Annotated in this window: 12 protein-coding genes; 8 read left to right on the top strand and 4 right to left on the bottom strand. The window is 72.7% G+C overall.

The features are described from left to right. Nucleotides 1–681, top strand: coding sequence for a GPP34 family phosphoprotein (locus ACIBSW_RS04190; protein WP_354717455.1), 681 nt, complete (start codon nt 1–3; stop codon nt 679–681). 40 nt (nt 682–721) lie between these two features. Here the strand turns inward: ACIBSW_RS04190 and ACIBSW_RS04185 are convergent, their stop codons facing one another. Both ACIBSW_RS04185 and ACIBSW_RS04180 read right to left on the bottom strand, forming a co-directional pair. Continuing rightward, nucleotides 722–2,371: a phospho-sugar mutase gene (locus ACIBSW_RS04185; protein WP_354717453.1), complete on the bottom strand. Its 1,650-nt coding sequence runs from the start codon at nt 2,369–2,371 to the stop codon at nt 722–724. 27 nt (nt 2,372–2,398) lie between these two features. After that, a complete protein-coding gene (locus tag ACIBSW_RS04180) occupies nt 2,399–4,339 on the bottom strand; it encodes a protein kinase domain-containing protein (RefSeq protein ID WP_354717451.1) in 1,941 nt (646 codons plus the stop codon). A gap of 205 nt (nt 4,340–4,544) precedes the next feature. On the opposite strand from ACIBSW_RS04180, the gene ACIBSW_RS04175 reads away from it, so the two are divergent. Continuing rightward, a complete protein-coding gene (locus tag ACIBSW_RS04175) occupies nt 4,545–6,116 on the top strand; it encodes a methylmalonyl-CoA mutase family protein (RefSeq protein ID WP_354717449.1) in 1,572 nt (523 codons plus the stop codon). A 225-nt stretch (nt 6,117–6,341) separates the two neighbouring features. Next, nucleotides 6,342–7,601 (top strand): amidohydrolase, encoded by a 1,260-nt coding sequence (locus ACIBSW_RS04170; protein WP_354717448.1) that lies wholly within the window; start codon nt 6,342–6,344, stop codon nt 7,599–7,601. Nucleotides 7,602–7,821: 220 nt separating this feature from the next. Here ACIBSW_RS04170 and ACIBSW_RS04165 read toward each other — a convergent pair whose 3' ends face one another. Continuing rightward, a complete protein-coding gene (locus ACIBSW_RS04165) occupies nt 7,822–8,895 on the bottom strand; it encodes a DUF4349 domain-containing protein (protein ID WP_404799209.1) in 1,074 nt (357 codons plus the stop codon). A gap of 109 nt (nt 8,896–9,004) precedes the next feature. Between ACIBSW_RS04165 and ACIBSW_RS04160 the strand changes: the two genes are divergently transcribed. Genes ACIBSW_RS04160 through ACIBSW_RS04145 form a run of 4 tightly spaced genes read left to right on the top strand, consistent with a single transcriptional unit; the run spans nt 9,005 to nt 12,378 of the window. After that, the gene (locus ACIBSW_RS04160) at nt 9,005–9,634 is read left to right on the top strand and encodes an MBL fold metallo-hydrolase (RefSeq protein ID WP_354717444.1); all 630 of its coding nucleotides are present in this window, start codon (nt 9,005–9,007) and stop codon (nt 9,632–9,634) included. 1 nt (nt 9,635) lies between these two features. Next, nucleotides 9,636–10,553, top strand: coding sequence for a hypothetical protein (locus tag ACIBSW_RS04155; RefSeq protein WP_354717442.1), 918 nt, complete (start codon nt 9,636–9,638; stop codon nt 10,551–10,553). Between the two features lie 40 nt (nt 10,554–10,593). After that, entirely contained in the window at nt 10,594–11,331 is a 738-nt protein-coding gene (locus tag ACIBSW_RS04150; RefSeq protein ID WP_354717441.1) for an SCO6745 family protein, read from the top strand. Nucleotides 11,332–11,373: 42 nt separating this feature from the next. Continuing rightward, entirely contained in the window at nt 11,374–12,378 is a 1,005-nt protein-coding gene (locus ACIBSW_RS04145) for a GNAT family N-acetyltransferase (protein WP_354717439.1), read from the top strand. Here ACIBSW_RS04145 and ACIBSW_RS04140 read toward each other — a convergent pair. Next, on the bottom strand, nt 12,324–12,785 hold the full coding sequence (locus tag ACIBSW_RS04140; RefSeq protein ID WP_354717437.1) for a gamma-glutamylcyclotransferase: 462 nt from the start codon (nt 12,783–12,785) through the stop codon (nt 12,324–12,326). The two genes, ACIBSW_RS04145 and ACIBSW_RS04140, sit on opposite strands and share 55 nt — an antisense overlap. 107 nt (nt 12,786–12,892) lie before the next feature. Here ACIBSW_RS04140 and ACIBSW_RS04135 point away from each other — a divergent pair, with 107 nt between their 5' ends. Continuing rightward, nucleotides 12,893–14,293, top strand: coding sequence for an NAD(P)H-quinone dehydrogenase (locus ACIBSW_RS04135; protein ID WP_354717435.1), 1,401 nt, complete (start codon nt 12,893–12,895; stop codon nt 14,291–14,293). The last annotated feature ends 12 nt before the right edge of the window (nt 14,294–14,305 follow it).

Raw genomic sequence — 14,305 nt, 5'->3', positions numbered from 1 at the left:
ATGACCTCCATCGCGCTCGCTGAGGAACTCCTCCTCCTCGCGTACGACGACCAGACCGGCAAGGCGACCGGTTCCCGCATCGGGCTCGACCTCGGCATGTCCGCGGCCGTGCTGGTGGACCTTGCGCTGGCTGGCCGGATCGCCTACGTGAACGGGAACCTGGTGGTCAAGGACCCCACGCCGACCGGCGAACCGATCGCGGACCTGGTGCTCGCCAAGGCCGCCGCGGACGAGCCGCACACGCCGGCGCAGTGGGTCCAGCGGCTGCGGCACAACCTGCGCAACCGGGTCCTGCAGGACCTGATCGCGCGCGGCGTCGTGCGCGACGTGGACGAGACCCAGCTGGGCCACATCCACGTGCACCGCTACCCGACGGCCGATCCCGCGTTCGAGGCCGAGATCCGCAAGCGGCTGGCCGAGGCCCTGATCACCGACGCGCCGCCGGACGAGCGGACGGCGGCGCTGGCCACCCTGCTGATCGCGGCCCGGATGGAGCCGGCCCTGCGCCTGCCGCCGGAGGAGGCGGCGCGGGCGCACGAGCGGCTGGAGGAGATCGCCAGCGGCGCCGGCTTCTACGGCACCATGAACCTTGAGGATTCCATCGTGCGCCCGAGCGTCGCGCTCGTCGTGGCCACCCTGGGCCGCGCGATCTCCGCGGCCCTGGGCGCCCCGAAGGTCTGACCCGCGGTCCGGGGCCGTGCGGCCCCGGATCCGCACCTCGTCAGTCCAGGCCGAGCGCGGTGGCGATCTCCGGGCGCAGCTCGCCGTTCAGCGCGGCCTCGGCGCGGAGCCGGGCCGCGGCCAGGTCGCCGTCGGCGACCGGCTCCACCACCTCGAGGTACGCCTTGAGCTTCGGCTCGGTGCCCGACGGGCGGATCACCACGCGGCAGCGCGCGGTCCGCAGGGTCAGCACGTCGGCGTCCGGCAGCCGGTCCTCGACGTCGGTGACCTGGTCGCCGAGCAGGGTCCGGGGCGGGTTCGCGCGGACCCGGGCCATCGTGCGGGTGATCTCGCCGAGGTCCTCCACCCGCATCGACAGCTGGCCGGTGCGGTGGACGCCGAACTCGGTGTCCAGGTCGGCGAGCCGGTCGGCGAGGGACTTTCCCTCGGCCTTGAGCGCGGCCGCCAGCTCGGCGACGGTCAGTGCGGCGGTGATGCCGTCCTTGTCGCGCACCAGGCCGGGCGCCACGCAGTAGCCGAGCGCCTCCTCGTAGCCGTACGCGAGCTTCTCCGCGCCGCGCACGATCCACTTGAAGCCGGTCAGGGTCTCCGCGTACGGCACGCCGCGGGCGGCGCAGAGCGCGCGCAGCAGCGTGGACGACACGATCGTGGTGGCGTACGCGCCGGCAGCGCCGCGCCGGATCAGGTGGTCGGCGAGCAGGATGCCGAGCTCGTCGCCGCTGAGCGGGCGCCAGCTGCCCGGCTCCGCGCCCGGCAGGGCCACGGCGCAGCGGTCGGCGTCCGGGTCGCTGGCGATGGCCAGGTCGGCGCCGAGCTCCGAGGCGAGGGCGAGCAGCAGGTCCATCGCGCCCGGCTCCTCCGGGTTGGGGAACGCGACGGTCGGGAACTCCGGGTCCGGCTCGGCCTGCTCGGCGACGACGCCCGGCGCCGGGAACCCGGCCCGGGCGAACGCCGCCGCGAACACCTCGCCGCCGACGCCGTGCAGGGGCGTGTAGGCCACCCTCAGATCGCGAGGGCCGGGCGCGACGACGGCGGCCGCGCTGTCCACGTACCCCTGGACGATCTGCTCCTCCAGGACCGTGCCGGGCTCGCCGAGCGGAACCGCGGTGACCGGGCCGGCCGTCTGGATGGCGGCCTCGATGCCGCTGTCGGCCGGCGGGACGATCTGCGCGCCGGCGCCGCCCGGGCCGCCGAGCTGTGCGCCCAGGTAGACCTTGTAGCCGTTGTCCTGCGGCGGGTTGTGGCTGGCGGTGACCATGACACCCGCGACCGCGTCGAGCGCCCGCACGGCGTACGCCAGCACCGGCGTCGGCAGGGGCCGGGGCAGCAGCAGCGCCGCCCGCCCGGCGCCGGTGGCCACCCGCGCGGTCTGCTGGGCGAACTCCCGCGAGCCGTGCCGGGCGTCGTACCCGATGACGAGCGGGCCCTGGCCGCCCTGCGCGGCCAGCCAGCCGACCAGGCCGGCGGCCGCCCGGGTGACGACCGCGAGGTTCATGCCGTTCGGCCCGGCGCGCAGCCGGCCGCGCAGGCCGGCCGTCCCGAAGGTCAGCGGGCCGGCGAACCGGTCGGCGAGCTCATCCGCGCTGCCGGGCAGCCGGGAGAGCAGCTCCCGGAGCTCGTCGCGCGCGGCCGGGTCGGGATCGTCGGCGAGCCAGGTCTCGGCCAGCCTGCGAAGGTCGTCAGTTGCCATGCTCAGTGGATAGCACGGCGGGCCGGGTCAGCCTGCCTGGAGGGTGAAGGTCTTGGCCATCTCGTCGAAGTACTGCTTGCGGTCGCCGAACTGTGCCTCGGTGGTGGTGAGGTAGAAGGAGTACATCTTGCCGCCGGTGGTGGTCTGCCACCAGATGCCGTGCCGCATGCTGTCGCCCTCGCCGCACGTGTACTCGAACTGGGCGCCGGCCAGCCCGGAGACCTCGACGTCGGTCGCGCCGAGGTGGTTGAACGGCTTGGGGCAGGCCTTCGACTTCTTCAGCGTGCCCGGCGCCGTGGTCTCGGCGAACTTCCTCGGCGGGATGGACCCGGGCTCGATCAGGACGCGGACCTTGGTCGACTTGTCGTCCGGGTCGACGTAGTCCACCCAGTTGCCGCTCGCGGCGCGGGTCCAGCCCTTGGGCACCTTCACCGTGACGGCTTCGTCGCCCTCGTAGTCCTGGGTCTCCAGCGACGCCGGCACGACCTGATTGCCGGTCGAGGGCTGGTCGGGCGGCAGCGGCTGCTCGCCGCCGCCGGTCAGCGAGAACACCAGCACCAGCACGACGACCACGGCCAGCGCGCCGCCGCCGGCGATCAGCTGGGTGTTGCGCGGCCAGCCCTTCACCGTGTCGACGGCCTTCGTGGCGTTGTCACGCACCGCGGCGACCGCGTTCTCGATCACGGCGCGCCGCTTGGCGGCCGGGCTGGTCACGACCGTGCCGGGCATCGGATCACGCGCCGCCCGGGCGCCGTCCCACTGCCGCCGCGGCGGCAGCACGCTGGTCGCGTCGCTCTCCGGCGCGCCCGGCGGGATCACGCTGGTCCGGTTGTTGTCGTCGAGGGCGGGCGGCGGCGGGTAGGCGCCGGTCGGCGCGTCCGGGGGCTCTGGCGCGCGGCGCCGGCCGCCGGTGCTGCCCTGCTTGAGCTTGGACAGGCGGCCGGTCAGCGACTCGCCGGGCGCGAGCATGGCCCGGCCGCCGATCTGGCCGGACGGCTGCGGCGGCGGGATGGGCTGGGTCTCGGCCGCCGGCGGGCGCTGCGCCGGCACCACCGAGTAGGGGTCCGTCATCATGTGCGGCGGAGCCTTGCTGGCCAGCGGGCCGGCCAGCTGCTGGCGCAGCATGGTGCGCGCGCTCTGCACATCGAAGCGCCGGGCCGGGTCCTTCTCCAGCAGCCCCATCAGCACCGGGGTCAGCGAGCCCGCGCGCACCGCCGGGGTCGGCGGGTCCTCGACGACGGCGTGCATCGTCTCGATCGGGTCGCCCTTGTCGAACGGCGGGCGGCCCTCGATCGCGGTGTAGAGCGTGACGCCGAGCGAGAACAGGTCGCTGGGCGGCCCGAAGTCGCTGCCCATCGCGCGCTCGGGCGAGATGAAGTGCGGCGAGCCCAGCACCATGCCGGGCGTGGTCAGCTGGACGTCGGTCGGCATCCGGGCGACGCCGAAGTCGGTGAGCACGCAGCGGCCGTCGGTGCAGATCAGCACGTTGGCGGGCTTCACGTCGCGGTGCAGCACGCCGTGCGCGTGCGCGACCTCGAGCGCGCCGAGCAGCGCGATGCCGATCTTCGCCACCACGCGGGGCGCGACCGGGCCGTCCTCGATGACCATGTCGGCGAGGCTGCGCGCCTCCAGCAGCTCCATGACGATCCACGGGCGGCCGTTCTCGTGCACCACGTCGTAGACCTGCACGACGGCCGGGTGCTGCAGGGCGGCGGCGGCCCGCGCCTCGCGCATCGTCCGCTCGTACATCGAGTCGCGGTCGCTCGGCGCCAGGCCGGGCGGGAGGATGACCTCCTTGATGGCTACGTCGCGGCGCAGCAGGGTGTCCGCGGCCCGCCAGACCGTGCCCATGCCGCCATGGCCCACCGCGGCGCGCAGCGTGTAACGCCCGCCGATGAGCGTGCCCGGGGCCGCGCGTCCGCTGGTCGGAGCAGAGTTGCCACCGCTCCAGGTCGGAATCTGAGTCACGAGAGATGCCACCGAAGGGGGTAGGGGGCTGTCGGCCAACCAGGCTATCTTGCCGGTTCCCACCCCTTTTCGGAAAGCCGCCGAGGGGGTGTTATCCAAACCTCGACCGTGGGTAGCCGAGCTGTCGCATAGGGTGGAACTTTTCGGACGGAGAGTGCAAAATACCTCACCCGCGCGTGCTGAACGCTGCTTTAGGATCGCCGTTGTGAACGCAGAATCCGGGTTCGAGATCAAGCCGGTCTACGGCAGCGGTGACGTGGCGCCCGACATCGACACCAGGCTCGGCGAGCCCGGAGCGTTTCCGTACACCCGGGGCGTCTACCCGACGATGTACACCGAGCGCCCGTGGACGATGCGGCAGTACGCGGGCTTCGGCACCGCGGCCGAGTCCAACGCCCGCTACCACCAGCTGCTGGCGGCCGGGACGATGGGCCTGTCCGTCGCGTTCGACCTGCCCACCCAGATGGGCTACGACTCCGACGACCCCATCGCGCACGGCGAGGTCGGCAAGGTCGGCGTGGCCATCGACTCGATCGACGACATGCGGCAGCTCTTCGACGGCATCCCGCTGGACAAGGTCTCCACGTCGATGACGATCAACGCGCCCGGCTCGGTGCTGCTGCTGCTCTACCAGCTCGTCGCCGAGGAGCAGGGCGTGCCCGGCGCCGCGCTGACCGGCACGATCCAGAACGACATCCTCAAGGAGTACATCGCCCGCGGCACCTACATCTTCCCGCCGAAGCCGTCGCTGCGCCTGGTCGCCGACACGTTCGCCTACTGCCGCGCCGAGATCCCGAAGTGGAACACCATCTCGATCTCCGGCTACCACATGGCGGAGGCCGGTGCGACGCCCGCGCAGGAGATCGCGTTCACGCTGGCCAACGGCATCGAGTACGTGCGCGCGGCGATCGCCGCCGGGCTCGCCGTCGACGACTTCGCGCCCCGGCTCTCGTTCTTCTTCGTCGCGCGCACCACGCTGCTCGAGGAGATCGCCAAGTTCCGCGCGGCCCGGCGGATGTGGGCCCGGATCATGCGCGACGAGTTCGGCGCGAAGAATCCGAAGTCGCTGATGCTGCGGTTCCACACACAGACCGCCGGCGTGCAGCTCACCGCGCAGCAGCCGGAGGTCAACCTGGTCCGGGTCGCGGTGCAGGCGCTGGGCGCGGTCGCCGGCGGCACCCAGTCGCTGCACACCAACGCGTACGACGAGGCGATCGCGCTGCCGACGCAGAAGTCGGCCCGGCTCGCCCTGCGCACCCAGCAGGTGCTCGCGTACGAGAGCGGCCTGGTGGACACCGTCGACCCGTTCGCCGGCTCGTACGTGATCGAGGCGATGACCGACGAGGTCGAGGCCGCCGCGGCCGCGCTGATCGAGCGGGTCTTCAGCTTCGGCTCGTCCGTCGAGGCGATCGAGCAGGGCTTCCAGAAGCAGGAGATCGAGACCTCGGCGTACCGGATCTCCCAGCAGATCGACAGCGGCGAGCGGGTCGTCGTCGGCGTGAACCGGTTCGGCATCGACGAGGAGGAGAAGTACGAGCCGCTCCGGGTCGACCCCGCGATCGAGGCCGACCAGGCCGCCCGGCTGGCGAAGCTGCGCGCCGAGCGCGACACCCCGGCGGTCGAGGCGGCGCTCGAGGATCTGCGCAAGGCGGCGCGGGGTACGGAGAACGTCCTGCCCCCGATGCGCGCGGCCTTGCGACTGCGTGCCACCGTTGGCGAGGTATGCCACACACTTCGCGACGTGTGGGGCGTGTACCACCCGGTTGAGCACTTCTGATCGAGGTCTCGGGTCGGGCCGGAACCGCGTTACCTTCGCGTTTCGTTACCCGTTGTAGGAGATGGTGAACTGATGCCGCCCGCGAAAGGCTCTAATCAGGGCTTTAGTGACACGGTTAGGGTTGATCATTGCGGGAATGGCGTTGCACAGCGTCACCTCATCAGGTCTAAGCTGTCGCGCGTTGCGGAAACCGGTTCAGTTGACGAGAGCGATAGAGAATCCGACGTGACAAGTGCCTTGACCGTGCCCGAGGACTCCCAGCTGGCGCCCTTCCCTGGGCCGCCGCCGGGCGCCGACCCGCTGCCCGGCCAGCTCGACCGCTGGCTCGCCTCCCGGGGCGCCGAGCTGGTAGCGATCCGGCGGCACATCCACGCGCACCCGGAGCCGTCGCACGCGGAGTTCGAGACCGCCGCCCTGGTCGCCCGCGAGCTCGCCGTCGCCGGCCTGAGCCCGCGGCTGCTGCCCAAGGGCAACGGCCTGATCTGTGACATCGGCGAGGGCGACCGGGTGATCGCGTTCCGCGCCGACCTCGACGCGCTGCCGCTGCAGGACACCAAGGACGTGCCGTACCGCTCGACGGTCGACCGGGTCGCGCACGCCTGCGGACACGACGTGCACACGACCGTGCTGCTCGGCCTCGGCCTCGCCCTGGCCCAGCTGAACGAGCAGGGCGAGCTGCCCGGCCGGGTCCGGCTGATCTTCCAGCCCGCCGAGGAGTGCGTCCCGTCCGGCGCGCCCGAGGTCATCGCCACCGGCGCGCTCAAGGACGTCGTGGCGATCTACGCGCTGCACTGCTACCCGCAGCTGCCGGCCGGCCTGGTCGGCGTCCGCTCCGGCCCGTTCACGGCCGCCGCCGACACCGTCGAGGTCCGCCTCAGCGGCCCGGGCGGGCACACCGCGCGCCCGCACCTGACCGCCGACCTGGTGCACGCGCTGGGCCGGGTCATCGTCGACGTGCCCGCCCTGCTCGACCGGCGGGTCGACCCGCGCGCCGGCGTCTCGATGGTCTGGGGCGCGGTGCGGGCCGGGCAGGCGTTCAACGCGATCCCCGGCGAGGGCTCGGTGCTCGGCACGGTCCGCATACTGAACCGCGAGGCCTGGCGCGAGGCGCCGGAGCTGATCACCCAGCTGATCCGCGACGTGGTCGCCGCGACCGGCGCCGAGGTCGAGGTCAAGTACACCCGCGGCGTTCCGCCGGTGATCAACGACCGGATGGCGGCGGCGGTCATCGCGGGCGCGGCCGGCGCGGCGCTCGGCCCGGACCGGGTCGTCGAGGCCGAGATCAGCATGGGCGGCGAGGACTTCGCGTTCTACCTGGAGGACGTGCCGGGGGCGATGATCCGGCTCGGCACCGGGTCGCCGGGCCAGGATGTGCACGCGGATCTACACCAGTCGAACTTCGACGTCGACGAGCGCTGCATCGGCTACGGAGTGCGGGTGATGGTGCATACCGCGCTCGCAGCTTTGTCGACTGCGGCCTATTAAGCACCAATCAAGATCCTGGTTTGTCGCCGCGCAGCGGCGACGAGCGCAACCACTCACGCACCCGGAAGGGAGCGAAGCGACCGGGGCCCGCGGGAGCGACGGTCAGTGCCATGCACAGCCGTGGCAAAAGGGATCTTGATCGACTTAAAGCTCTTGATCTTGATTGACGGCCAACAATAGTCGGCCCTGTCGCCTCGGAATGAGGCGACAGGGCCGAGTGCTATTCGGTGTCCTTAGTGTTCTTTTCGTCGGGCGAGTCCGGGGCGGCCGGTGGCGCGGACTGCGGGGCCTGCGGTGGGGCCGGGGGTGCGGGGCGGTGGGCTGGGTAGCCCGGGAGTGGGCCGTGGGTGGCGTAGGCGGGGATCGCCGGGTTCGGGCGGGCCGGGTGTGAGCTGCGGTAGCGGCGGTAGGCCAGGACGATCGCCCAGGCCGGGAGGCCGATGGCGATGATCCAGGGCAGCAGCCAGCCGAGGATCGTCACCAGGACACCCAGCGAGGCCAGCAGGCCCTTCCAGCCGTTCTTCAGGCCCGCCAGGAAGCCGGGCGGGCCGTCCTCCTGCGCCTGATTGGCCACCGCCTCCGGGTCGAGCAGGATCACGGTGATCGTCGACAGGGACGTCAGGTCGGCCAGGCGGCGCTTCTTCGCCTCCAGCGACGCCAGGTCCGCCTCGCGCGTCGCCACCTCGCGCTCCAGCATCACCAGGTCGTTCAGGGACTTCGCCTGGGCGAGCAGCTTGCGGCCGCTGTCCACCCGGGCCTTCTGGGTGGCGATCCGGGCGTCCAGGTCGATGACCGCCTCGGTGACGTCCTCGGTGTTGATGCCGCGCTGCTCCTCGTCGCCCAGCTCCGCCAGCTGGTTGACCACGGCGGAGAACTTGTCCGCCGGCACGCGCAGCTCGAGGGTGGCGTCCGACGAGCCGGAGCCGCTGTTGCGCTTGTCGCCGCTGACGAAGCCGCCCGCGGCGGTCGCGAAGCCGGAGGCGCGAGCCGCGGAGATGTTCACGTCGTCGACGCGTACGGTGATCGAGCCGGTGTAAATGATCGACCGCTGGTCGACGGCCAGGTTGGGCGCCTGTGCCGTCTGGTCCTTGCCCTGCTGGTCGGCGTCCTGCCGCTGTTCCTCGGGCGCGACCTCGGGAGCCCCGGCCGCGGGAGCCTCGGCCGCACCCATGTCCCCCGCGCTGCCCTTGGCGGACTGTGTGTCGTCCGAACCGCCGCCGCAACCCGCCAGTGCCAGTGTCAAGGCCAGTCCGACGGCACCGACTGCCGCCGCTATCTTTCGTCCTGCACGCATGGATCCTCCGTTGACCGTTGAGATCTGCACCCTGGGACGCGCGACGCGGATGCGCCGGTTCCGGCAGACTGCGAGGTGAGCGGTCACGATTCGGCACCGGAGGGGTCCCGTGCGCGTCACGAAGTTCACGCATTCCTGCCTGCGCGTCGAGGACGGCGACGCCGTCCTCGTCGTAGATCCGGGCGCGTTCAGCGAACGGTCCGCCCTGGACGGGGCCGACGCCGTGCTGATCACGCACGAGCACTTCGACCATCTGGACACCGACGCCCTGGCGGCCGCGCTCGACAAGCACCCCGGCCTGCGGGTGTACGCGCATCCCCAGGTGCTGCCCAAGCTGGAGGCGTTCGCGGTCACGGCCGTCGAGGCCGGAACGGAGTTCACGGCGGCGGGCTTCACCGTCCGGGCGTACGGCGGTCAGCACGCGGTCATCCACGCGGACATCCCGCGGATCGCCAACCTGGGCTACCTGATCTCCGACGGCGCCGGCTCGGTGTACACGCCCGGCGACTCGTTCACGGTGCCCGACGAGCACGTCGACACGCTGTTCGTGCCGCTGAACGCGCCGTGGATGAAGCTGAGCGAGGCGATCGACTTCGTCCGCGCGGTCCGGCCGGACCGGGCCTTCGCCCTGCACGACCACCTGCTCACCGGCACCGGCGCGCAGGTCTCCGACGGCCACCTGGAGCGCCTCGGCGGCACCAGGTACGCGCACGTCGCGCCCGGCACGACCCTCGACTGACGTGCCGACCAGCACCGAGGAGCTGATCCGGGCGCTCTACGAGGCGCCGCCGGACTCCTTCGTCGCGGGCCGGGCCGCCGCGGTGGCCGAGGCGCGCCGGGCCGGCGACAAGGAGACGGCGAAGCGGCTGGCCGCGCTGCGCAAGCCGACCGTCGCGGCCTGGCTGGTCAACCTGCTGGCGATGCGCCGGCCGGAGCTGATCGACGAGCTGGTCGAGCTCGCCACCGCGCTGCGCTCGGCGCAGCGCGGCCTGCACGGCGACCAGCTCCGCGAGCTGTCCACCCGGCGCCGCCAGTTGGTGTCCGCGCTGGTCAACGCCGCGCAGCGGCTGGCCGTCGAGGAGGAGCCCGGGCTGCGCACGGTGAAGCTGCCGATGGCCGAGGTCGAGGCGACGCTGACGGCGGCGCTGGCCGAGCCGGAGATCGCCGAACAGGTGCGCGGCGGGCGGCTGGTGCGGGCGGCGACCTACGCCGGCTTCGGCGAGGTGCCCCGGCCCCGGCTGCGTCTGGTCACGGCGGAGGACCCGCCCGAGCCGGCGGCCGGGGAGCCCGAATCCGCGCCGGTCGCGTCGCTGTCGGACGAGCGGAAGCGGCGGGCCGAGGGCAAGGCACGGCAGCAGCGGGCCGAGCGGCGGCGCGAGCTCGAGCGGGAGCTGACCGCGGCGCGGGCGGCGGACACCCGGGCGCGTACCCGCCTCGAACGGGCCGAGGCGGCCGAGCGTGACGCAGCACACGCGGTGGACGAGATCGAGGAGCAGCTCGCCGAGCTCGAACGGCAGCGGATCGTCGCGCAGGCCGAGCTGTCCCGGCGCAAGCTGGCCCGACGCTCGTCGGAGCGCGACGCGTCGGCGGCCCGGCGTCAGGTCGGCGACGTCGAGGCGGCGATCGAGGATCTTTCCGCCGACGAACCGGATCATTAGCCGGTTTCCTGAACCGGTCAGGGAGAGCAGAATCGGGCGCGTGACCCCCGAACAGGCATCCGCCAACGCCAAGCCGGGACTCGCCAAGCTCGTCGGTGCGTTCGCCGAGTCGCCGCAGACGCTGCGCCGCGCGCGGCTGATGGGGCTGTCCGGGTGGGCCTACCACGTGTCGGCGCGCGCGGGTGCGCTCGGCGACGTGCGCCCGGAGACGGTCGCCGCGGCGATCGGCTTCATCGCGCCCGACGCCGTGACCGACGGCTGGGAGGCGGCGGCCAAGACCACCCCGCCGGTCGAGGTGGCCGCCTGGCACCTGCACGAGCTGTGCCGGTGGGGCGTCGCCGAGCTGGGCGGCTTCCCCCGGCTGAGCCGGCTGCTGGAGCTGTCGAATCGGGTCGTGGCCGCGGTGGACGCCGCCGGGCTGCCGCTCTTCGCCGCGTGGCGCGCGATGCCGGTGCCCGAGACGGCGCCCGGCGCGCAGGCGGCGGTGATGCTGCACCTGCTGCACGAGCACCGGCTCGGCGTGCACGTGGTCGCGGTCCGGGCCAGCGGGCTCACCCCGTTGCAGGCGATCATCGCGGGCCCGGACGGCGAGACGGACGCGGTGGCGTTCGGCTGGCAGCCGCCCTACCCGTCGCCGGGGCCGATAGTGCGCCGCCTGATGTGGGCGGAGTCGGTCGCGGACTCGCTGGCCGGCCAGGCGTACGGACAGCTCGACCGGGCCGAGCGGATCGAGCTGTGCGGGCTGCTGGAGTCGCTGTCGCACCGGCTCGGGAGCTGAATAACGGTTGGCCGGGCGGTCGTTCTGTGTTCGGATTTCCGGGTGACCGGACTGCCCGAGGGCTGGCGCACCCGCCGCCCCACGCTGGAGGACGTGCCCGAGATCCTGCGGCTCGCGCACGCGAGCGACGTCGCGGCCGTCGGCGAGCCCGACTTCACCACCGACGAGGTGCGTGCGGCGCTCACCATGGCGAACACCGATCCGGCCCGGGACTGCTGGGTGGCACTGGACGCCGCCGGCGAGATCGTCGGCTGGGCGTACCCCGGCAACGCGACGGGCCACGACCGCGAGTTCATCGAGGTGTACGCCTGGCCGGGGCGCGGCGAGCCGGCCCTGCGGTGGCTGCTCGGCCTGATGCTGGGGCGGGTGGTGGAGCGCGGCCGGGAGTTCGGCCACGACCCGTACACGGTCCGGGCGGGTGCGATACCCACCGAGCGGGAGTGGATCGCGGCGCTGACCGAGGCCGGGTTCGGCTTCCTCAAGCAGCACGCGCGGATGACGATGTCGCTGACGGACGCGCCGGTCACGGCGCCGGAGCCGGCGCGGGGCGTCACGGTCCGGCCGCTGCGCCACGACGACGAGGCCGAGCTGCGCCGGTTCCACGCCACCATCGAGGAGGCGTTCCGCGACAGCGACCACCGGGAGCCGGACTACGAGACCTGGTGGAGCCGGTGCGCGGCCGAGTCGAGCATCGCCTGGGACGAGTGGTTCGTCGGCGAGGCGGACGGCGAGTGGGCCGGGGTGCTCCAGTCGTCCGACTCCGGCGCCGAGGAGAACGCGGGCTGGGTGCGGTCGCTGGCGGTGCTGCGGCCGTACCGGCGGCGGGGTGTCGGGGAGGCGCTGCTGCGCCGGGCCTTCGCGGCCTACGCGGCCAAGGGCCGCTCAAGCGCCGGGCTCGGTGTCGATCTGGCGAATCCGACGCGGGCCGCGCGGCTCTACCGCGCGGTCGGCATGCGCCCCTTGTACGAGGCGAACATCTACCAGCGGACCGTTCAGACCTCCGGCGACGAAGTCCGGGTCGGGCGGCCCCGCAGCTCGGCGACGTAGTCGTCGGGCGCGCCGGCCTTCTCGGCCGCGTTCGCGATCTCGGAGAGGTACCAGGCGGTCGGCATGCCGCCCTCGTAGCCGTCGAAGACGTAGACCCAGGCGCTGAACTCGCCCTCGAGCGTGGAGACACGCACGGTGAGCTTCTGGTACGCGCCGGCGGTCACGCCCTCGACCTCGTCGAGCTGGGCGGCGTCCCACGGGTGCACGTCGTAGAGCGAGACGAAGACCCGGTCGCCGGCGGACTCCACGATCGTGGTGACCGCGCCCTCCCAGCCCATGTCGCCCTCGCCGGCGAAGGTCAGGCGCCAGCCCTCCACCCACCCGACACCGACCATGGGCGAGTGCGGGCAGTAGGCCCGCATACGGGCCGGATCGAGGTTTGAGCCGTACGCGGCGTAGTGACCCACGGCGATGACGATAGCCCGGACGGGCGGTAGTGGAGAATACGAGGTGTGCGTGTCGGCACATCAGAGGTACGAAAGCGACAAAACTTAGCAATGGAGGTCGGAGTATCGTGAGCCGGATCGTGATCATCGGCGGTGGGCCGGGCGGGTACGAGGCGGCGCTGGTCGCCGCACAACTCGACGCGGACGTCACCCTCGTCGAGGCCGACGGGGCCGGTGGCGCGTGCGTGCTCTCCGACTGTGTCCCCTCGAAGACCTTCATCGCCAGCTCGGAGGTGGTGACCGGCTACCGGCACAACGAGCGCTTCGGCATCCGGTCGGCGGGCCTGTCCGGCGTGACGGTCGACGCGAAGGCCGTCAACGACCGGGTCAAGCAGCTCGCGCTGGCCCAGTCCGGCGACATCCAGGCCAAGCTGATCAAGGCGGGCGTCGACGTCGTCACGGGCCGCGCGCGGCTCGGGGAGGACACGCTCGGTCACACCCACCAGGTCCTGATCACCCCCGCGGGCCGTGCGGCGTACGCCGTCGACGCCTCGACCGTGCTGATCGCGACCGGCGCGACCCCCCGGGTCCTGCCCACCGCGGTGCCCGACGGCGAGCGCATCCTCGACTGGCGCCAGGTCTACGACCTGGACGAGCTGCCCTCGCACCTGGTGGTGATCGGCTCGGGCGTCACCGGCGCCGAGTTCGCCAGCGCCTACCTGGCCATGGGGATAAAGGTCACCCTGGTGTCGAGCCGCGAGCGGGTGATGCCGCACGAGGACGCCGACGCCGCGATGGCCATCGAGCGGGTCTTCCGCGAGCGCGGCATGACGATCCTCAACCAGTCCCGGGCCGACTCGGTGGTCAACACGGGCGACGGGGTGTTGGTGACGCTGGCGGACGGCCGCACGGTCGAGGGCTCGCACGCCCTGATGGCCGTCGGCGCGGTGCCCAACACGGCCGACCTGGGCCTGCGCGAGTACGGCGTCGAGGTGGCGAGCGGCGGCTACGTGACCGTCGACCGGGTGTCACGCACCAACGTGCCGGGCATCTACGCGGCCGGCGACTGCACCGGCGTGCTGCCGCTGGCCAGCGTCGCCGCCATGCAGGGCCGGATCGCGATCTGGCACGCGATGGGCGAGGCCGTGGCGCCGCTGCGGCTGCGCACGGTCTCCGCGAACGTCTTCACCGACCCGGAGCTGGCCACCGTCGGCGTCTCGCAGAACGACGTCGACGCCGGCAAGGTGCCCGCCCGTCAGGTGATGCTGCCGCTTACCGGCAACGCCCGGGCGAAGATGGCCGGCCTGCACGACGGCTTCGTCAAGCTCTTCTGCCGCCCGGCGACCGGCCAGATCGTCGGCGGGGTGGTCGTCGCGCCCAAGGCGAGCGAGCTGATCCTGCCGATCACGATGGCGATCGAGAACAACCTCACGGTGGACCAGCTGGCCCACACCATCACCATTTACCCGTCGCTGTCCGGTTCCATCGCCGAGGCGGCCCGGCAGCTCATGCTGCACGACATTCAGTAGGCGGCCCGTGGT

The sequence above is a fragment of the Actinoplanes sp. NPDC049668 genome, from assembly GCF_044465445.1.
Lineage (GTDB): Bacteria > Actinomycetota > Actinomycetes > Mycobacteriales > Micromonosporaceae > Actinoplanes.
Note: the sequence above shows the minus strand (reverse complement) of the source record. Positions and strands in the feature narration are given on the sequence as shown.